Here is an 18,928-nt window from a genome sequence, read left to right on the forward strand (position 1 = left end):
AGCCGCTCGGCGTGGTCAAGGCCACCCGGCGTGGTCAGGGCCGTCCGGCGATGCGGTTGAGCCGGGCCACGGCGCGCTCGAATCCGCTGGTCAGATCGTCGAAGACGGCTTGGACGCTGCGCTCGGACGTCATCCGGCCGACGATCTGCCCGACGGGCGTGCCGAGCAGGGGCTCCACCTCGTGCTTCTGGATCCGCGAGACGGCCTCCGCGACGAGCAGCCCCTGGAGCGGCATGGGCAGCGCGCCGGGGCCCGCCGGGTCGTCCCAGGCGTCGGTCCACGCGGTACGCAGCTGGCGCGCGGGCTTGCCGGTGAGCGCCCGGGAGCGGACGGTGTCGCCGGAGCCCGCGGCGAGCAGCTTGCGCGTGAGGGCCGGGGAGTGCAGGTCCGCCTCGGTCGTGGTGAGCCAGACCGAGCCCAGCCACACCCCCTGGGCGCCGAGGGCGAGGGCCGCGGCGACCTGTTCGCCGCAGCCGATGCCGCCCGCGGCGAGGACTGGCAACGGCGCGACGGCCTCGGTGACTTCGGGGGTGAGGACCATGGAGGCGATCTCGCCGGTGTGGCCGCCCGCCTCGTAGCCCTGGGCGACCACGATGTCGATGCCGCCCTCGGCGTGCTTGCGCGCGTGCCGGGCGCTGCCCGCGAGCGCGGCGACGAGCACGCCCCGCTCGTGGGCGCGGGCCACGACGTCCGCGGGCGGTGAGCCGAGCGCGTTGGCGAGCAGCTTGATCGGGTAGTCGAAGGCGACGTCGAGCTGGCCGCGGGCGACCTGCTCCATCCAGCCGGTGATGCGCCAGCCCGCGGCCTCGCCCGCGGCGAGCTCGGGGACGCCGTGCCGGGCCAGGGTGTCCTTGACGAACTGCCGGTGGCCTTCGGGGATCATCGCCTCGACGTCGGCCTCGCTGACGCCCTCGACCTTCTTCGCGGGCATCACCACGTCGAGGCCGTAGGGCCGGCCGTCCACGTGGTCCTGCATCCAGTCGAGGTCGCGCGCGAGGTCTTCGGGCGCCGTGTAGCGCACCGCGCCGAGCACGCCGAAGCCCCCGGCCCTGCTGATGGCGGCGGCCACCGCGGGGAACGGCGTGAAGCCGAAGACGGCGTGCTCGACTCCCAGTCGCTTGCTCAGCTCCGTCTGCATGGGCGCAGGATGCCGCAGGCGTCCGGACGACGGAAGAGATTTTCTGATGCTACGTCAGATCAACTCGCCGCCCCCGTATCCCATCGATAGAGCCGACGCCTCTAACCGATCGGTCAGATGTCTGACCGATCGGTTAGAGTGCTGCGCGGACGGCGCCCCGGCGAGACGGGGCGCCCTGCGGAGGAAGAGGTGCCGGACATGGAACGCGAGCGCACGACGTGCTGTGTGGTGGGCGGCGGACCCGCGGGCATGATGCTCGGCCTGCTGCTCGCCAGGGCCGGTGTCGACGTGACCGTCCTGGAGAAGCACGGGGACTTCCTGCGCGACTTCCGCGGGGACACCGTGCACCCCTCCACCCTGCGGCTGCTCGACGAGTTGGGCCTCGGCGAGCGCTTCGCCGAACTGCCCGCGCGCAAGCTCCAGGAGATGCGGATGCGCATCGACGGCACCACGGTCGTCGCGGGCAGCCTGCGCCGCGTCCCGGGCCGCCACAAGTACATCGCGATGGTGCCCCAGTGGGACTTCCTCGACCTGCTCGCGCGCGCGGCCGCCGAAGAGCCCTCCTTCACCCTGCGGATGCGCACGGCGGTCACGGGCCTGCGCACGGACCCCGGCGGCCGGGTCACCGGCGTGACGTACGTGGACGAGCACGGCGCCCACGGCGAACTGGCCGCTGACCTCACCGTCGCCTGCGACGGCCGCGACTCACAGGTGCGTGACGCGGCCGGTCTGACGCCCGAGTACTTCGACGTCCCCATCGACGTGTGGCAGGTGCGGGTGCCCGCGCCGCGCGACGCGGTCAAGGACGGCCGGGTGTTCCTCAGCGTCAGCGACGGCCAGGTCGCCGCCACCATGGACCGCGGCGACTACTACCAGACCTCCTACCTCATCGAGAAGGGCGCGGACGCGCGGCTGCGGGCCCACGGCATCGAGTGGTTCCGCGACCGCCTCGGCGACCTGCTCGACTGGGACCGCGAGGCGCTGCGCGGGATCGAGTCCTGGGACGACGTGAAACTCCTTGAGGTCACCATGGGCCGGCTGCGCCGCTGGTACCGCGAAGGGCTGCTGTGCATCGGGGACGCGGCGCACATCATGTCGCCGGTCGGCGGCGTCGGCGTCAACCTCGCGGTGCAGGACGCGGTGGCGGCGGCCCGCGCCCTCGCCGCCCCGCTGCGCCGGGGCGACGTCGGCGTACGGGACCTGGAGCGGGTGCAGAAGCGGCGCTGGCTGCCCATGGCGGTGACGCACGCGTCCCAGCGCGGCGAGCACGAGACACTGCTGCGGCCCGCCCTGGCCGGAACCCTCCGCGGCGACCGCCTTCCGCTGCCGCTCAAGCTGCTCCAGAAGGTGCCGCCGCTGCGGACGGTCACCGGCTATCTGGGCGGGGTCGGGGTGCGGCCGGAGCACGCCCCGGGGTTCGCCCGGCGCTGACCGACCGACCGCACCGGCCGGTCCCCGCCGGGGGCCCGGCCCCGCCCCCCGCGTCAGACCAGGTCCTTCTTGTAGAAGACGCTGGAGCGGCGGTCGCCCTCCTCGCCGGTGGCGAAGCCGATGAAGAGCCGGGACTCACCGGCGTCGGTCCGGTGGATCGCGAGGCCCTCGGGCTCGCGGAAGGTCAGGGTGGAGCCCGCCTTGGTGAGGGTCGGGCCCTGGGCGATGGCACCGGTGTTGATGTTGATGCTCGTCAGATAGGTGTTCCCGGGGGCCGGGTTGCTCGAGGAGTAGGAGTTGCCCGTCTGGAAGTACATGTACGAGCCATAGAGCGTGTAGCCCTGCGGGGTGCCGGAGATCGCCGGCGGGGTGAACTGCGCGACCGGGCTGCTGAAGTCCCCGCGGTCGGTGTCCGCGAGGCGGTAGACCGCGAGGTGCTTGCCGCCGTCCTTGTGGTAGCGGACGAGCATGCGCTGGTACACCGGGTCGATGGAGCAGGTGTACTCCGTGGCGCCCGGGACCGGCTGGAACTTCCCGAAGCTCGTGGAGGACGCGTCGACCGTGGCGCCGGGGGTGTACGTGAGGTGGGCGAGCTTGGTGCCGTAGCCGTTGCCGTTGGCCTCGCACTCGATCCACAGGCCGCTGTTGCCGCCGCTGGGGCGGACGCCGAAGGCGACGCCGTGGCCGAAGCCGTTGAGGTGCATGTACGACACGTAGTTGCCCGCGAAGTCGAGCTCGCTGACGCACAGGTCGCCCGCCTCCTCCGCGCTGCCGTACCTCTTGGCCGCGACGAACAGGCGCTTGTTGACCGAGTCGAAGGCGAAGCTCTGCTGCACGCGCTTGCTGTGCAGGACCTTGTCGCGGAACAGGTCGTAGGACGGCTGCGACAGGTCGAACCGCGGGGTCGCGCTCACGGCCGCGGCCGCGCCCTTCGCGCCGAGACCGAGACCGAGCGCGGCGATGCCCGCGCCGGTGCCGGTGCGCAGCAGCCCCCGGCGCGAGAGGGGCCTACGGGATGTGCGGGAGTTGTCCATGGCGGGACTCCTGGGGAGAGCGGTGAACGGGGAGGCCCAGACCCTACGCAGCAGGCTCGACTCCGCTCCCACCGGGGGGTGTCACTACGGAAGCCTCGGCTCCGCATATTGCCAGGAACCGCCCTTACCGGTCCGCTCGCCCGCCGCTGCCGCTCTTGCGCAGCCGATTCCGCAGCTCGCGCGGCCACTTGCGGGTGTCGCGCGGCTCCACGTACGGCTCCTGCGTCTCGGGCATGCCGCCGCTGATCGCGCGCTGGCGGGCGAGCTCGGCGTCGAACTCCAGGCCGAGGAGCACGGCCAGGTTCGTGAGCCACAGCCAGACGAGGAAGACGATGACGCCCGCCAGGGTGCCGTACGTCTTGTTGTACGAGCCGAAGTTGGCCACGTACACGGCGAATCCGGCGGAGGCGATCAGCCACAGGACGACGGCCACGGCGCTGCCGGGGCTGATCCAGCGGAAGCCGGAGGTGCGGGCGTTGGGGGCGCGCCAGAACAGCAGCGCGATCATCAGGACCACCAGGACGAAGAGCACCGGCCACTTGGCGAAGGACCACGCGGTGACCGCCACGTCGCCCGCGCCGATGGCGTCACCGGCGCGCTCGGCGAGCGGCCCCGTGAACACCACGATCGTCGCGCTGGCGGCGAGCAGCACCATCAGGGCCAGGGTGAGGCCGAGCCGCAGCGGGGTCAGCTTCCACACGGGGCGGCCCTCGGCCACGTCGTAGACGGCGTTGGCCGCGCGGATGAAGGCGGCTACGTAGCCGGACGCGGACCAGACCGCCGCCGCGAGCCCCGCGACGGCCACCGCACCGCTGACGCCGCCCCGGTCCTGCAACTGCCGTACGGCGTCCGTCAGGAGGTCGCGCACCGGGCCCGGCGCCAGGTCGTCCAGGTTGTCGAGCACGGTCCGCGTGGCCGACTCGCCGATCACCCCGAGGACGGAGACGAGGACCAGCAGCGCGGGGAAGAGGGACAGCACGCTGTAGTACGTCAGGGCGGCGGCGCGGTCGGGCAGGTCGTCGTCCAGGAACTCCTTCACGGTGCCGCGCAGCACCGCCCACCAGGAGCGGGCGGGCAGCTCACCGGGCTCGTCGGGCGCGGCCTCCTCCACCTGCCGGCCGGGGCCGACAGCGGGCGCCGGCTCCGGGGCCCGCTGATGTGGGTGCTGCCGCTCGTCGGTCGTCCCGCCGTCCCGCCGGTTCACTCGCTCGTCGCCGTCTGCCATACGGGCTCGGGTGACCCGATCGCCCCCGTGCCAATCCGGAATGCGCCGTCGCGTATCGCGTACGGACGGTGTTCCGATCAGCGCTCCGGGTACCCGGCGCCGCGTCCGACACCAGCACCCTGCCGAGGAGGCACCATGGACCGGATCGAAAGCCCCCACGAGACCGGCCGGGGCCGGGCGACGGGGCAGGGCGTCACGGACGCCGCCCGCGAGGGCGCGGCCGACGTGCTGCACGAGTCCGTCGCCCAGGGCCGGGACCTGTACGAGCGGCTGCGCGAGCAGGCCGTGGACGAGACCGAGGCACAGCTGCGGCGCCTGGCGGCCGCTCTCCGCGACATGTCGACGGACCTGCGGCACATGGGCGACAGCGCCAAACCGGACTCTCCGGCGGCCTCGCTCGTGCGGCAGGTGGCGGGCGGCGGCCACCGCGTCGCCGACCGCATCGAGCACCGCGGCGCCGCCGACCTGCTCGACGACGTGCGGCACTTCGCGCGGCGCCGCCCGGGCCTCTTCCTGGTCGGTGCGGCCATCGCCGGGTTCGCGGCCTCCCGCGTCGGCCGGGGCACCGCCGCGGCCGAACCCGCCGAGGCCGCAGGGCCCGCCACGGCCGACGAGCCCGGCCGCGAGGTGCCCGCCCCGGCCTACGCGCCCGATCCGGCCCTGGCCCCGGGCGAGGGGCCGCCGCCCATGCCGCGCCTCGGCACGTCCGGCGCGGCGACGCCGGAGCCGCCCGGCCCGACCGCTCCGCCGCCGCCCGGCCGGGGGTGGTGACCGTGTCGGCACCGCACACCGACCGCGGCCACGACCGCGCCCGCGAGGCGTCCGTCGGCGACCTGGTCGGCGAGGTGACGCACGACCTCACCCGGCTCGTGCGCACCGAGGTCGAGCTGGCCAAGGCCGAGTTGAAGGAGCAGGGCGGGCAGGCGGGGCAGGCGGCGGGCCTCTACGGGGGCTCCGGATACGCCACCGGTCTCGCGCTCGCGCTGGCGAGCCTGGCGGCGGTCTTCGGCCTCGACCACGTCATGGACCGGGCGTGGGCCGCCCTGATCGTCGCCGTGGTGTGGGCGGTGGTCGGCGCGGTGCTCTACGTCACAGGGCGGCGCCGGATGCGCTCCGTGCGACTGACCCCGGAACGCTCACTGGACTCGTTGAAGGAGGACGCCAAATGGGCTCGACACCCGACCAGTTGAGGCAGGAGACCGAGGAGACCCGCGCGCACCTTTCGGACAGCGTGGACCGGCTCGCCGACCGGCTGAGCCCTCCCCGCGTGGCGCGCCGCCGCGCGAGCGCCGTGCGCGCCCGCGCCGCGACCGCGAGGGACCGGGTCATGGGCACCGCCCGGGCCGCGGACCCCGCGGGACTGGCGCACTCCCAGACCCGGGGCAGCCCCTTGGCTGCCGGGGCGATCGCCTTCGGCGCGGGCCTGCTCACCGGCGCGCTCTTCCCGCCGACCGGCGCCGAGACCCGCGTCGGGCAACGCGTACGCGACCACGCCGACGACATCGTCGCCCCCGTACGGGAGACCGCCCGGGAGGCGAGCCGCGAGGCCGGTGCCCAACTCCGCGAACCCGCCCGCGAGGCCGCGGCGTCGGTCAAGGACACGGCCCAGGAGGCGGCCCGCACCACGAGCCGCCGGGCCCGCACGTCGGAGTAGCCGCAGCCACCGGGGCAGCCCGGGCGGGACCGTGCCGTGGACGGCCACGGGACGGTCCCGCCCGCGCGTCGGGCCGGTACCCGGCGCAGAACGGCGCCCGCGCGCTCTGGACTTGCCAGGGCGGCTTCCCTACCCTCGGCCCCACTCGCTATGAGAGCGCTCTCAGAATCAGCCCCCGGTTCCACCCCCACCCCGTTGGAACGACGAAAGGGTCCCCTGTGAGACGCACGACGGGAGCACGTCTGACGCTGTCCGCCCTCCTGCTGCTTGCGACCTGCGGCGGCACCGGCCTCGCCACGGCCGCCACGGCCGCCGCCACGCCCCGGTCCGAAGCCCCCGCGTCCGCCGGGCTCCTCGACGCGATGGAGCGCGACCTCGGCCTGTCGCCGAGTGCCGCGCGCGACCGGCTCGCCGCCGAGCGCCAGGCCGTCAAGGCCGAGCGCGCCGCGCGCAAGGCGGCCGGTGCCGCCTACGGCGGTTCATGGTTCGATGCCGGGCGCGACCGCCTGACCGTCGCCGTGACCCGGCCCCGGGTGGCGGAGGAGGTGCGCCGCACGGGCGCCGCCGTCCGCCTCGTCGAGCACAGCGCGGCGCGCCTCGACGCCGCGAAGGCACGCGTGGACCGCCTCAAGGCGCCCGCAGGCGTGGCGAGTTGGCGCGTCGACCCCAAGGCCAACCGCGTCCTCGTCTCCGTCGTCGCGCGGCACGCGGCCGACAGGGACGTCGAGGCCTTCGTGCGCCGTGCCCGCGCGACCGCTCCCGTGCGCGTTGCGACGGTCGCGGACGCGCCCCGCACCTTCGCCGCCGGGACCGTCGGCGGCGACCCCTACTACACCGGCAACGTCCGCTGCTCCATCGGCTTCTCCGTGCACGGCGGCTTCGTCACCGCCGGGCACTGCGGCCGCGCGGGCGCGGCCGTGCGCGGCTGGGACGGCTCCGCCATGGGCACCTTCCAGGGCTCCTCGTTCCCCGGCGACGACTACGCCTACGTCTCCATCGGCCACGGCTGGTGGACCGTGCCGGTCGTGCTCGGCTGGGGCACCATCCCCGACCGCCTGGTACGCGGCTCCGCCGAGATGCCGGTCGGAACGTCCATCTGCCGCTCCGGCTCCACCACGCACTGGCACTGCGGGCAGGTCCTGGCCAAGAACGAGACCGTCAACTACTCCGACGGCACCGTCGTGCACCAGCTGACCAAGACCAGCGTCTGCGCCGAACCCGGCGACTCCGGCGGCTCGTTCATCAGCGGCGACCAGGCGCAGGGCGTCACGTCGGGCGGCTGGGGCAACTGCGGCAGCGGTGGCGAGACGTGGTACCAGCCGGTCAACGAGATCCTCGCGCGCTATGGGCTGACCCTGCACGTGACCTGACCCGGCCCGGCCTCGTCGAGCCGCTGGGCGGTGTCAGTCGCAGAGCGCCTTGTCCAGGAGCGCGTCCACGGCGTCGTCCGGGTCGCCGCGGAAGTCCGGTGTGAGCGCGATCGTGGCCTGGCGGCGCCGGTCCTCCGTGGTGAACGACCAGGACTGGTACGCCAGGGCATCGCCGTCGTTGCCGTACACGCGGACCCCGCACGAGGTGTCCCACCGGCGCAGCCCAAGGCCGTAGTTCCCGTCCTTGACCCCTGGTGTCTTCATCGCGGCGAGCAGGTGACCCGGCAGGAGGCGCCCACCAAGCAGTGCGGCCATGAACCGGTTGAGATCGTGTGTCGTGGAGATCATCTCGCCGCCCGCGCCCAGGAGCGACGGATTCATCGTGGTGAGGTCGACGAGACGTTCTCCGGTTGCCTGCCGGATCGGTACGTAGCCGTGCGGGTGCGGCCCCCGAATGCGCGGGTCCGTTCCCGGCACCGAGGTGCCGCGCAGCCGCAGGGGCCGGATGACGCGGCGCTCGATCTCCTCGCCGTACGGGCGACCGGTCACCTTCTCGATGATCTGGCCGAGCAGGAGGTAGCCGGTGTTGGAGTACGCGTAGCCGGAGCCCGGGGGTTCGAACGTCGGCGGGTCGGCCACCGCCCGCCGCACCAGCTCGGCCGCGGGCCAGGTCCGCAGCCGGTTGTCCAGGAACTCCGGCGACGGCGGCATCGGCAGCAGACGGCGGTAGTCCGGCGCCCCGCTGGTGTGGTTGAGCAGATGCCGCACGGTGATCCGGTGACCTCGGGGCACAGCACCCGGCAGCCACGCTTCGACCTTGTCGTCCAGCTGCAAGCGGCCCTTCGCCACGAGTTGCAGGACGACGGTGGCCAGGAACGTCTTGGTGACGCTGCCTATCCGGAAGCGGCCGTGTGCCGGGACCGGCCGCTTCGTGTGCAGCTCGGCGACCCCGCTGGTGCCGCGCCATGTGCCGTCCTCGTCGCGTACCTCCATCAGCGCGCCCACGGCGCTCGTGGTGGTGATCCCGTCCAGTCCTCTTTGCAGCCCGGTGCGATCCGCTGACATGGGCGCGGCGGCCGCGGCCATTGGTGCCGCGAGCACCGCCAGCGCCGTCGTCACCGTCATCAGTACCTGTTGCGCGCGCTTCATCCCGGCCTTCCCATGAGCAGTCCTGTCGCATCGTTCCGTCCCCGTCGACGGGGCTGTGACGCGATGCGCCCCATGGGCCAAGAGCTTGGGGGAGGGGCCGGGCCGCCGCGATGGGGCTCGTCGCCGTATCCGGCAGGGGGTTACCCCCACCTCGCCGCCCCGGCCCCTCCGCGTTACGCCGAGGTCCTCCTGAGGTCGATGACCGTGCGCAGCTTGCCGCTGCTCGCGGTGCGCTCCAGGTCCGGCCCTTCGACGAGTTCGACCGAGCAGGTCAGCAGGTGCTCCTCGGTGACGGCCGCGGCGAGTTCGGGGATGGCCGCCAGGAACGCGGCGCGCGCCCGGTGCGGGTCGGTGGCGTACTGCCGTTCCAGGCGTACCGTCAGGTGTTCGCGGGCGGCCTCGGTGGTCAGGACCAGCTGGAGTTCACCGCTGTATCCCAGGTGTTCCTGGGCGACCGCCACGAAGCGGCGGTAGTGGTAGAAGTACGTGCCGATGCGGATCACGTCACCGTGGCGGCCCAGGAGTTCGATGCGCGGGGCGTGGCTGCCGCAGGGGCAGACGCCCGGCACGGCGCGGCCGAGGTCGCCGATCTGGTAGCGCTCCAGGCGCTGGCCGGAGCGGTGCCGGCTGGTGAAGACCAGACGGCCCGTCCGCCCGTCCGCCACCGGGCGGTCCTCCTCCGGGTCCAGGATCTCCAGGGTGTGCAGCTCGGTCAGGACGTGGTGCACCGAGCCCTCGGCGTGGGCGCACTGGTAACCCAGCGGGCCCAGGTCCGTGCTGCCGTAGGAGGCGGAACGGATGACCTCGACGCCGAAGGTCTCGGTGAGGGTGCGGCGCTGCTCGGCGGTGAAGTGCTCGCCGCCGTAGAACACCTTGCGGATTCCGCCGTAGGAGCGCAGCAGTTCGCCGTGGGAGTGGAACAGCTGCCAGAGGTAGGACGGCATGCCGAAGAGGGTGTCGACGCGGTGGGTGACCAGGGCCTCGGCGACCGCCGCGCCGTCGGTGCTCGCCGCCATCGGGATCTGGGTGGCGTTCAGGCGCTCCAGGATGGAGAAGAAGCTGATGAACCCGCCGTACATGTCACCGCAGTAGAAGAGGTTGGCGGCACGGTCGCGGGCGGGGTCGAACCCGGCGGCGAGCAGGCCGTGCGCGGCGGCCCGCATCTGGGTGTCGTAGTCGTGGTGGGTGAACAGGGACAGGGCAGGGGTGCCGGTGGTGCCGCCACTGCGGAAGTACAGCTGGGCGTGCTCGGGCGAAAGGGTCGCCAACTGCCGTTGTACGCCCGCCTTGTCGAGGAGGTCACCGGTCGGCGGGGCGGGGGTGGGCAGGGGCGCGACCAGGTCGTCGAGGCAGGCCGTGGTCCTGAAGTGCTCGGTGGCCTGGACGCTGACGCGGCGGCTGTAGCGCGGGAGCGCGTAGACCCCGTCGTGCGGTTCGCCGTCGTAGCTGTCCAGCATGCCGCCGACGGGGGTGACGCGCAGCGCGCCCGCGGTGAGGAGGGTGCGGGCGAGCCGGGCGATGTCCGTGCGGCTGCCGCCGACGGCGGCCGTCTGGAGGTAACGGCGCATGGGGCGCAGCGTGGCGGTGATGTCCCGGGCGGGCAGCGGCTTGACCCAGATGCTGCGGTGCAGCGGGGACGCGCTGAGCGCGGGGCGGACGTCGGCGAGGACCCGCCAGGTGCCGTCGTCGGCGGCGATGACCTTGGTCAGGCCCAGGTGCTGTTCCAGGCGGGCGAGCAGCTCGGTCGTGGTGATCTCGGCCTCTTCCGCACCGTCCGGGTACGCGGCAGGGGCTGCGGCGGCGGATGCCTCGGCCAGGACGGGAGCGAAGGCCTCCGCGAAGGCGAAGACGTCCTCGGTGTTCTCGGTGTCGAGGTAGACCACCTGCGGGCTGGAGCACGCCTGCTGGTCGAGCCGGCAGACGTCCGCGGCGAGCGCGTCGAGGGTCGTCGGGTCCTGCCAGGCGTCGCGGGTCAGATAGGCGAAGGAGATCTTGTGGCCCCACTCGACCAACCGGCAGCCGGGCGGGGCGAGTTCGGCGATGCCCGCCACCGCGTCCTCTCCTCCCCACACGGCGATGGCGTCGGCGGGCGCGCACATCAGGCGGAGCCAGTCCTGGCGGCTCGATGAGAAGCGCAGCGCGACGATGCGGCGGGCGAGCGCGCCGGTGGGGTCGGCGGCGGCGAGTTCGGCGAGCAGGTGCTGGGCGAGCAGGGTGTCGCCGCTGCTGGTCTTGAGGACGTTGACGTTGCCTGTGAGCAGGCCTTCGACGACGCTGAGCGGGGCGACGGCCGCGGCGTTTCCGGGGGCTATGTGCACCAGGAGCCCGACCGGGGCCCAGGCCTCGAAGACGGTTTCGCGGGCGTCGGGGCGGGTCAGGCGCTCGGGGGCGGTGCCGCCGAGCTCGCGGCGCAGCTTGCGTTCCAGGGCGGGCCTGGCGAGCGCGGCGGCCAGTTCGGTGAGGGTCGCCCCGGCCTCCGCCGGGTCGGCGAAGTGGGAGGTGAGGCGCTCCCGGACCGCACTCGCGGGATCGCTCAGGGCGGCGCTGAGCCCGGCGCACGCGCTCAGTACGGTCTCGGTGGGAAGGGGCTCGGCCAGGGCCTGCTCGACCAGGCCAGGAAGGGCCGCGAGACGAGCGGCGGCCTCGGTGTCGTCGAGGAACTCGCCCTGCCAGAAATGGACGTCGTCGGTCGTTGCGGAGGTCACTTCGAAGGATGCTTCCGTGTTCGTCGTCTCAGGGGTCGTCGTCGGGGTGCTCATGCCCGTCCCTTCAGGAGCTCGGCGGCGGCCACCGCGCAGCTGCGGTTGCGGCTGACGCCCGCGCGGCCGTGGATGGTGAACCACGGCGTGGACAGCGGGCAGCCGCACTCCTGTGCGGGATGCAGCGAGGCGAGGTCGCCCATCACGACGCTCTGCGCCGGTACGGAGGTGATGTACGGGGAGACCAGGTGCAGGAAGCCGGGCTCCCCGTACGGCAGCGGTCGCAGGGTGCGCGTGTCGCGGACGGCGGCGCGGGACCACACCGGCACGTGCAGCCGGTGCCGGGCGCACTCGATGTAGGGCACGCAGTGCTCCACGGAGCCGAAGGTGTCCCGGATCCGCTCCGGGGCGACGCCGAGCTGCTCGGTCACCCGCGCGTAGAACTCCGCCTTGCCGATGCGCCGGTCGGCGTGGCCCTTCCAGCCGCCGCCGAGCACCACGAGGGATCCCGCGGGCAGGTGGATCGGCGGCGTGCCCTGGGCGCGCATCCTCTCCAGCGTGAAGTGCAGGAACGCGGGGAAGCCGAGGATGCGCACCGGCAGGCCCTCCGCCACGTACCGCTGGAGCGCGGCGACGCAGCCGTGCACGTCGAACTCGTGGCCGCCGCCGGTGTGGCGCAGGGCGTGGGTGACGTCCGCGGCCGGGGCGAAGTCGCACAGGTAGTTGTCGGTGAAGGAGGTGCCGAGCTTCATGCTCGGGGCGGGCTCGTAGCTGTAGAGCAGGTAGTTGACGGGCTGGTCGGGGGTGATCCAGCCGTAGTGGTCGAAGATCCGGGCCACCATGCGCTGCGCGGAGCGGATGGTCCACTCGTCGAAGAACATCTGTGACTTCTGGCCGGTGGTGCCGGAGGAGGTCAGATGGAGGAAGACGTCCTCGCGCGGGACGGACAGCACCTCGTGCCGCTTGAAGAAGGTGGCGTGGACCAGCGGGGTGCGGATGCCGGCGCCCACCGTCGGTGCCGCGGCCTCGGGGGCGTCGGCGAGCAGCGAGCGGAAGAACGGCGAGCGGGCGGCGTGCCAGTCGTTGGTCTCGGCCATGGCGGCCGCGAACAGCTCGTCGGTGGCGCGGCCGTGGACGTACGGCTGCGGCAGGTCGCACAGGCGCTGGACGTGGCCGAGGGCCCGGGCGTCCGGGACGTGCACGGGGGCGAGATGGGGGTTCACCGGGGTGTCCGGGGCGAGCGTGTTCACAGGGCAACCTCGTGGCGGGGCAGGTAGGTGGCGGTCCAGGCCGTCAAGTAGGCGCTCACATACGGCTGGAGCGGCCCGCTGACGGCGATGGTCCGGAAGTCGATCTGGCGGCTCGTGCGGGACAGCACCACGTAGTCGTGGAGGGTCTCGCCGATGCGCCGCATGGCCGGGTAGACGGCGCTGGGGACGAAGCCCTGGGCCAGGAAGGCGGTCAGGCTGGCGGTGTCCGACAGCGGCAGGAGCGTCTCCACGTAGTCGGCGCCGGACCGGGAGACCGTCGCCATCAGGGGTTCCAGGGCATGGGTGACCGCCGCCGGATGGGGGTGCACGGCGATCAGGGCGCAGCTCCCCGCGACCGGGTTGAGGTCCACGTACGCCTCGAACGCGCCGTCCGGCGGCACCAGGACGGCGGTGGGCGCGTGCAGCGGGTAGTAGCGTCCGGCCGGGTCGGGGAAGAGTTCGAGGAAGCGGCGCCGTACGAACCCGGGCGCGCTGATCACTTCCAGGTCCGCGGTCGGCGGCTGGGCCGGGCCGGCCGGGCCGACGGTGTGCGGGGACGGCACCGCCGCGTACGGGACGCCGGTGCTGGACTCGGCAGCGGTCAGCAGCGGCGCCAGCGCGGCGGGCGCGCGGGGCACGCTCTCGCGGCGGGCGAGGACCCCGTCGGCGAAGCGGGCGAACAGACCCAGGCTCTCGCAGCCCGCCACCTCGGCGGCGTTGGGCAGCAGGCCGAGGGGCTTGAAGCCGTTGCGGACCACGACCTGTTGGGGTCCTTCGGTGACCATCCGTACGGTGGCGTAGACGGAGTCCAGGCGCTCGGCGGCGAAGGCCGCGTCGCACACGGCCCCGGTCAGCCGCCCGGCGAGGCCGCCCCGGCGGCGGTCGGGGTGGACCGCGAGGCCGACGAGCTTGCCGATGCGGCTGCCCGGGTCGGTCTGCACGACCGCCGAGCCCGCCAGCGCGCCGCCGTCGGCGAGCCGGGCGGTGAGCCAGTGCGTGTGCGGGTCGGTGATCAGCCGCCGCATCACCGCGGGGTCGCTGCCCAGCGGTACGGGGTACCCGTGGCCGTACACGTCGAAGTACAGCTGACGCAGGTCGGCGATGTCCTGGAGCGTCGCGGGGGCGAGGGTGACGGTCATCGGACGGCCTCCGGCACGGCGGCGGGGGCCGGGTCGGGAACGTCCGGCGCCTGCATGTGTCCGCGCCGTCCGAGCAGGAACAGGGCCGCCGCGACGGGCAGCAGGCCCACCCCCTGGACCAGACACAGCCAGCGCGCGTCCAGGTGGTCGCCGAGCGCCCCGAACAGCAGGGAGGACAGCGGGAAGGTGGCGCCGAGCAGCGCCTGCATCACCGCGAAGAACCCCGGTTTGTCGACGGCCGGGACCGACCGCTGGAACAGGGCGACGAAGCGTACGCCGATGACGCCGAGGCACCAGCCCGCGAGGCCGAGCGCCGCCAGGGCCACCGCCGCGCTCGGCGCGATGCCGGGCAGGGCGAGCGCGAGCGCCATCAGCGCCAGGCAGCTGCCGCCGACCGTGGTGGGCGCGCCCGGCAGGCGTCCTCCGGTGAAGGATCCCAGCAGGGTGCCCGCGCCGAGGGCCGCTTCCAGGGCGGCGACGGTCGAGCCCTGGCCGTGCAGGACCGAGCGGGTGTAGAGCGGCATGACGACGTACACGGCCGTGGTGAAGACGTTCGCCACGGCGAAGCAGAGCAGGGTCCGCCGGATGACGGGCAGGTCGGCCAGGATCTGGCGCAGCGTCCTGCTCGGCGGTGCGTCCGCGACGGTGCCGGTGGCGGCTCCGGGGAAGCGGGTCAGCGCGACGAGGAGGGCCGCGCTGAGGTACGCGGCCGCGCACCCGGCGACGATGCCCGCCAGGTCCCAGGCGTCGACCAGGAGCGGCCCGAGGAGACCGCCCGCGAGCCCGGCCAGGGACTGCGTGGACAGCTCGAAGCCGGTCGCGGCCTCGATGTCGGCGTCCTCCACAAGGTCGGGGACCGAGGTGGTCAGGCACGGGTCGAACAGGGCCTGGCAGCCCGCGAGCAGCAGGGCCGCGGCGTACACGACGGCGGTGGGCAACCGGTCCGCGTAGGTCCACGTGGCCGTCGCGGTGGCGACGAGGCCCGCAAGAGCCGCCGCGCCCGCGAGGACGGTGCGGTGCGGGCAGCGGGCGATGACCCTGGCGACCAGCGGCACCAGGAGCACCGGGGGCAGCGTGCTGACGGCGAGGAACGCCCCCGACGCGACGCCGCGGTCGGCGCCCGCCGCCTGGCTGATCAGCCACCACACCACACCGACCTGGAACATCCGGGCCGCCGCCTGGGTGAGGACCTGCGCGGTCCACACCGCTCCGAAGGCGCGGTTGCGCAGCACGACGGGCAGTCTGCCGCCCGTTCTCGCGGTCGTGGTCATGAGCCCAGCCGTTCGTCCACGACGCGGATCAGCTTGCCCGAGCGCGCGTTGACGGCCAGGTCGCCGTGGCGTACCCACTCCACCGACAGCGGGTGGATGTGCCGGGCCGTTACGGCCTCGTCGAAGAGCGGGCGGTCCGTCAGGAGTTCCTTGCGGATCGCGTCGGCGAGGTCGGCGCGCCCTGCGGGACCGGTGTCGGCCGCCAGCCGCAGCAGCAGGCCGTCGCGTCCTTCCCAGTGGCGCAGGACCAGCTGTACGCCGGTCACGTGGCCCGCCACGTCGGCGCGTCGGACGAGGTCCTGCACGTCCTGGGTGTAGAGCGAGACCGGCCCCACGCGCACGCCTTCCTGCGAGCGGCCCAGGATCCGGAAGTGACCGGGTGCGGCGGAGGTCCACTCGGCGCGGTCGCCCGCCGGGTAGCGCAGGACGGGCATCAGGTGGCGGCGCAGGTCGCTCACCACGACCTTGCCGGGCACGCCGGGTTCGGTGATCGGCTCGTCGGTGTCCTCGTCGAGGATCTCCACGACGCTGTAGGGGGTGAAGGCGCGGTGGACCCGCGGGTCGGGGCCGGGCACGGCGCACCCGAGGAGGCCCGCGTCCACGCTGGCGTACCCCACCGAGCCGGTGCGGGCGCGGGGGAACGCGCGGGCGAGCAGCGGCTCTTGGTCCGCGTACAGGCTCTCCCCGCCGAAGAGCAGCAGCTCCACCCGCGGGAGTTGCCGCCCGGCGGTGACGAGGTGGTCGGCCAGGGCGCACAGCGTGGTCGGGGTGCCCGCGACCACCTCCACGTCGAACTGCTCCAGGGTGTGCGCGGTCGACTCCAGCGGCGCGCCGCCACCGATGGGCAGCCTGACGTTGGAGACGGGGCAGCGGTGCAGTGAGTCGAGGATGAAGGTGAAGCTGGCGTACAGGTCACCGGCGTAGAAGAGGTCGGCGACCCGGTGTCCGGGGCGCAGCCCGGAATCCACCAGCCCGGCGCCGAAGGCGGTGGTGAAGTCCCGCCATTCCTCACGGGTGTAGAAGGAGAATTTCGGCGAGCCGGTGGTGCCGCCGCTCTTGAAGACGACGGCCTCATCGAGAGGTCCGGTCAGGAGTTGATTGTCCCGGGGCGTGTTGGCCTGCCAGAACGCGGTCTGGGGCACGACCGGAAGCTGCGTCAGATCCGTGACGCGGTCCGGAAGCCCTGCGTAGAGCTCGGCGTAGAACGGGGAGCGACGGCGAACGAAGCGTATGAGTTCCGTCAATGGTTGAACGGGCATCAATTTCCTGCTTTACGGCATACGAAGGCGGCGAAATCCCCTGTGGGAGAGATCGCCTGGTGTGGTTGGGGTGGCGCCCGCCTGCCGGGGCCTGTCCGGAGCTTCTGTCACGGACGGCCCGCCGGTGTCACGGACTGCGTTCAGAAGATTACCGCACGGGGAACGCTCAGAATTCCCACCCGTGTTCCGGTCGCGCGTCAGCGACGACTTCCGGCCACCGCGCCTCGGCTGCGGGTGGGTGGCTGTCCTGAGGGTGTGTCACCCCCGGTGGCCTGTGCGTTTGTCGGGTTCCTTGCCCGGACCGCTGACACGGTGACGCAGGGCGCGAGCCGTTCTTTCCGTCTCGCTCATGACCCCGGCCCCGCTCATGACCCCAGTGGCTTCAGTCGCCTTCGCCGTCGCGTTCACGGCGCTGCGCGCGGCGGCACGTGCCGGTGAAGACGTGGTCGAGCTGGTCGCCCAGGGCGGCGAGGACCGCCGGTTCGGGCGTGCCGCCCGGGTCGATGTGCGCGTGCAGGGCGAGCCCTTCCGCGCACGCGACGATCCGCAGGGCCTGGCCGGTGGCGTCGACCCCCTGGGCCACCTCGCCGCACGCCGTGCCGTTCTCGATGGCCCGGGCGACGCGTGTGCGGATGCCCGCGAGGGTCCGGCTCTGGACGGCGGCGAGGCGGGAGTTGTGGGCGGCCTGGTCCGCGAAGGCGAGGCGGACCAGGAACTCGGCGCGGCGGGCTTCGTCGAGCGGCATCAGTTCGGCCAGGGCCTGTCGCAGCATCGCGGCGATGGTGCGGCCCTCGGCCTCGCCGCGGTCGACCAGTTCCTCGACCCGCGCGGTGAAGCGCGCGTTGACGCGCGTGAACGTGGCCAGCAGCATCTCGTCCTTCGCCGTGAAGTAGTGCTGCACCAGGCCCACGGACACGCCTGCTTCGGCGGCGGTCCGCGCGACGGTCACGGCGGTCAGGCCGTCCCGCACGATCAGGCGCTGGACGGCGTCGGTGATCTGCCCCTGGCGGGCGTCATGGTCGGCGACTCTCGGCACGTGAAGACGGTACCGTGCGCTATAACCGTACGCATATATTGCTACCGGAGGGAGCCTTCGATGATCCGACGTCGCTCAACCCGCTTACTGGGAACGGTGCTTGCGCTCGCCTTCCTGCTGCCGTCCGGGGTGGCCGCGGCCGGCCCGGCCGGTGGCGGTCGGGCACCCGGTCACGACCGTGCCCCGCGAGATCCGGTGCTGCAGGAACTGGCCGACCGGGTGGTGGCCGATCCGCAGCCCAACCCCGGCGCGTTCCTGCTCGCCCGCGACGGCGCGAAGGACCGCTTCGGCGCGGCGGGCGTCGCGGACCGGGCCACCGGCGCCCCGATGGGTCCGGACCTGAGGTTCCGTGCCGGAAGCATCGCCAAGACCTTCACCGCGACGGTCGTCCTGCAACTCGTGGCCGAGCACCGGCTGCGGCTCGACGACACCGTGCAGCGGCTCCTTCCCGACCAGGTCCGCGCCGACAACGCGCTGTCCGGCGCGCCCATCACCGTCCGTCAGCTGCTCAACCACACGAGCGGCCTGTACGACTACATCGACGGGCTGCTCCCCCACTTCCGCGCCCTCGACCAGTACTGGCCCCGTGACCAGCTGATCGGCATCGGCCTCGCCGGGGCCCGGTACTTCCCGGCCCCCGGCACCCGGTTCCGGTACTCCAACACCAACTACCTGCTGCTCGACCTGATCGTCGAGCGGATCACCGACCGCGATCTGCGCACCAACCTCGAACGCCGCATCCTCAAGCCCCTGGGCCTGCGGGACACCTCGTACCCGCTGGCGGACACCACCATCGACGGACCGCACGCGCACGGCTACGCGGACGTCTCCCGGCTGCTGCCGGACGCGCCGGACCCCACCCGGTTCGACGTCACCTCCCTCAGCCCGTCCGAGGCGGGGGCCTCGGGCGCCCTCGTGACCACCGCGGCCGACGTGGCCCGCTTCTACCGGGCCCTGCTGCGCGGGCGCCTGCTGCCCCCGGCCGTCCTGCGGCAGATGCTCGACGACACCGTCCCCACGACGAACGCGCCGCGGCCCGCGGTCGGCTACGGCCTGGGGATGTACGTCTACGCCACGGACTGCGGCCCCGCCTACGGCCACGGAGGCAGCGCTCCCGGGTACCTCACCTACGCCCTCACCAGCCGCGACGGGCGCAGGCAGGTCGTGGCCCACACCAACTGGAACCCCCTCGTCGATGCCGAGATCGACAAGCCCTTCTGGGCCGCCTTCCAGAAGGGCTACTGCCACCGGGCCCGATGACCGGGCCCCCTCG

The 18,928-nt window shown here is 73.3% G+C and carries 16 protein-coding genes; 6 read left to right on the forward strand and 10 right to left on the reverse strand.

Annotation, left to right across the window (positions count from 1 at the left end):
• Window positions 1–34: 34 nt before the first annotated feature.
• Window positions 35–1,138, reverse strand: coding sequence for an NAD(P)H-dependent flavin oxidoreductase (locus IG74_RS0127605; protein ID WP_030682855.1), 1,104 nt, complete (start codon window positions 1,136–1,138; stop codon window positions 35–37).
• A gap of 198 nt (window positions 1,139–1,336) precedes the next feature.
• Between IG74_RS0127605 and IG74_RS0127610 the strand changes: the two genes are divergently transcribed.
• A complete protein-coding gene (locus tag IG74_RS0127610; protein WP_030682858.1) occupies window positions 1,337–2,569 on the forward strand; it encodes an FAD-dependent oxidoreductase in 1,233 nt (410 codons plus the stop codon).
• 53 nt (window positions 2,570–2,622) lie between these two features.
• Here the strand turns inward: IG74_RS0127610 and IG74_RS0127615 are convergent, their stop codons facing one another.
• Complete coding sequence (locus tag IG74_RS0127615; protein ID WP_030682861.1) at window positions 2,623–3,603, reverse strand: hypothetical protein; 981 nt, start codon at window positions 3,601–3,603, stop codon at window positions 2,623–2,625.
• A gap of 124 nt (window positions 3,604–3,727) precedes the next feature.
• A complete protein-coding gene (locus IG74_RS0127620) occupies window positions 3,728–4,828 on the reverse strand; it encodes a YihY/virulence factor BrkB family protein (protein ID WP_030682863.1) in 1,101 nt (366 codons plus the stop codon).
• A 135-nt stretch (window positions 4,829–4,963) separates the two neighbouring features.
• On the opposite strand from IG74_RS0127620, the gene IG74_RS51210 reads away from it, so the two are divergent.
• From IG74_RS51210 to IG74_RS0127640, 4 genes are all read left to right on the forward strand, one after another.
• Entirely contained in the window at window positions 4,964–5,599 is a 636-nt protein-coding gene (locus IG74_RS51210; RefSeq protein ID WP_051855507.1) for a hypothetical protein, read from the forward strand.
• 2 nt (window positions 5,600–5,601) lie between these two features.
• Entirely contained in the window at window positions 5,602–6,018 is a 417-nt protein-coding gene (locus tag IG74_RS0127630; protein ID WP_030682867.1) for a phage holin family protein, read from the forward strand.
• Window positions 5,994–6,482: a DUF3618 domain-containing protein gene (locus tag IG74_RS0127635; protein WP_051855510.1), complete on the forward strand. Its 489-nt coding sequence runs from the start codon at window positions 5,994–5,996 to the stop codon at window positions 6,480–6,482. The genes IG74_RS0127630 and IG74_RS0127635 overlap by 25 nt, the downstream gene beginning before the upstream one ends.
• A 218-nt stretch (window positions 6,483–6,700) precedes the next feature.
• Window positions 6,701–7,852 carry a S1 family peptidase gene (locus tag IG74_RS0127640; protein WP_030682871.1) on the forward strand — a complete coding sequence of 384 codons (1,152 nt, stop codon included), beginning with the start codon at window positions 6,701–6,703 and terminating at the stop codon, window positions 7,850–7,852.
• A gap of 33 nt (window positions 7,853–7,885) precedes the next feature.
• On the opposite strand, the gene IG74_RS0127645 is transcribed toward IG74_RS0127640, so the two are convergent.
• The 7 genes from IG74_RS0127645 to IG74_RS0127675 all read right to left on the reverse strand — a co-directional run bounded on the left by IG74_RS0127645 (window position 7,886) and on the right by IG74_RS0127675 (window position 17,655).
• Entirely contained in the window at window positions 7,886–9,001 is a 1,116-nt protein-coding gene (locus IG74_RS0127645; RefSeq protein ID WP_030682873.1) for a serine hydrolase domain-containing protein, read from the reverse strand.
• Window positions 9,002–9,174: 173 nt separating this feature from the next.
• Window positions 9,175–11,760, reverse strand: coding sequence for an acyl-CoA reductase (locus tag IG74_RS0127650; protein ID WP_078869082.1), 2,586 nt, complete (start codon window positions 11,758–11,760; stop codon window positions 9,175–9,177).
• Window positions 11,757–12,923: an acyl-protein synthase gene (locus tag IG74_RS0127655; protein WP_030682878.1), complete on the reverse strand. Its 1,167-nt coding sequence runs from the start codon at window positions 12,921–12,923 to the stop codon at window positions 11,757–11,759. The genes IG74_RS0127650 and IG74_RS0127655 overlap by 4 nt, the downstream gene beginning before the upstream one ends.
• Window positions 12,924–12,946: 23 nt before the next feature.
• Window positions 12,947–14,089 (reverse strand): GNAT family N-acetyltransferase, encoded by a 1,143-nt coding sequence (locus IG74_RS0127660; RefSeq protein WP_030682880.1) that lies wholly within the window; start codon window positions 14,087–14,089, stop codon window positions 12,947–12,949.
• Window positions 14,086–15,360 (reverse strand): MFS transporter, encoded by a 1,275-nt coding sequence (locus tag IG74_RS0127665; protein WP_030682881.1) that lies wholly within the window; start codon window positions 15,358–15,360, stop codon window positions 14,086–14,088. Before IG74_RS0127665 ends, IG74_RS0127660 begins: the two co-directional genes overlap by 4 nt.
• The gene (locus tag IG74_RS0127670) at window positions 15,357–16,619 is read right to left on the reverse strand and encodes a phenylacetate--CoA ligase family protein (protein WP_030682884.1); all 1,263 of its coding nucleotides are present in this window, start codon (window positions 16,617–16,619) and stop codon (window positions 15,357–15,359) included. The genes IG74_RS0127665 and IG74_RS0127670 overlap by 4 nt, the downstream gene beginning before the upstream one ends.
• Before the next feature lie 382 nt (window positions 16,620–17,001).
• The gene (locus tag IG74_RS0127675) at window positions 17,002–17,655 is read right to left on the reverse strand and encodes a TetR/AcrR family transcriptional regulator (RefSeq protein WP_030682886.1); all 654 of its coding nucleotides are present in this window, start codon (window positions 17,653–17,655) and stop codon (window positions 17,002–17,004) included.
• A 96-nt stretch (window positions 17,656–17,751) separates the two neighbouring features.
• Between IG74_RS0127675 and IG74_RS0127680 the strand changes: the two genes are divergently transcribed.
• Window positions 17,752–18,915: a serine hydrolase domain-containing protein gene (locus IG74_RS0127680; protein ID WP_234334472.1), complete on the forward strand. Its 1,164-nt coding sequence runs from the start codon at window positions 17,752–17,754 to the stop codon at window positions 18,913–18,915.
• Window positions 18,916–18,928 lie beyond the last annotated feature (13 nt).

This window comes from Streptomyces sp. NRRL B-1347, from assembly GCF_000720325.1.
Classification (GTDB): Bacteria; Actinomycetota; Actinomycetes; order Streptomycetales; family Streptomycetaceae; genus Streptomyces.

What these genes read in the sequence shown, in the direction of transcription:
- IG74_RS0127605 (WP_030682855.1), bottom strand. Translation starts at nt 1,138, where the DNA reads ATGCAGACGGAGCTGAGCAAGCGACTGGGAGTCGAGCACGCCGTCTTC.
- IG74_RS0127610 (WP_030682858.1), top strand. Translation starts at nt 1,337, where the DNA reads ATGGAACGCGAGCGCACGACGTGCTGTGTGGTGGGCGGCGGACCCGCG.
- IG74_RS0127615 (WP_030682861.1), bottom strand. Translation starts at nt 3,603, where the DNA reads ATGGACAACTCCCGCACATCCCGTAGGCCCCTCTCGCGCCGGGGGCTG.
- IG74_RS0127620 (WP_030682863.1), bottom strand. Translation starts at nt 4,828, where the DNA reads ATGGCAGACGGCGACGAGCGAGTGAACCGGCGGGACGGCGGGACGACC.
- IG74_RS51210 (WP_051855507.1), top strand. Translation starts at nt 4,964, where the DNA reads ATGGACCGGATCGAAAGCCCCCACGAGACCGGCCGGGGCCGGGCGACG.
- IG74_RS0127635 (WP_051855510.1), top strand. Translation starts at nt 5,994, where the DNA reads ATGGGCTCGACACCCGACCAGTTGAGGCAGGAGACCGAGGAGACCCGC.
- IG74_RS0127645 (WP_030682873.1), bottom strand. Translation starts at nt 9,001, where the DNA reads ATGAAGCGCGCGCAACAGGTACTGATGACGGTGACGACGGCGCTGGCG.
- IG74_RS0127650 (WP_078869082.1), bottom strand. Translation starts at nt 11,760, where the DNA reads ATGAGCACCCCGACGACGACCCCTGAGACGACGAACACGGAAGCATCC.
- IG74_RS0127660 (WP_030682880.1), bottom strand. Translation starts at nt 14,089, where the DNA reads ATGACCGTCACCCTCGCCCCCGCGACGCTCCAGGACATCGCCGACCTG.
- IG74_RS0127665 (WP_030682881.1), bottom strand. Translation starts at nt 15,360, where the DNA reads ATGACCACGACCGCGAGAACGGGCGGCAGACTGCCCGTCGTGCTGCGC.
- IG74_RS0127670 (WP_030682884.1), bottom strand. Translation starts at nt 16,619, where the DNA reads ATGCCCGTTCAACCATTGACGGAACTCATACGCTTCGTTCGCCGTCGC.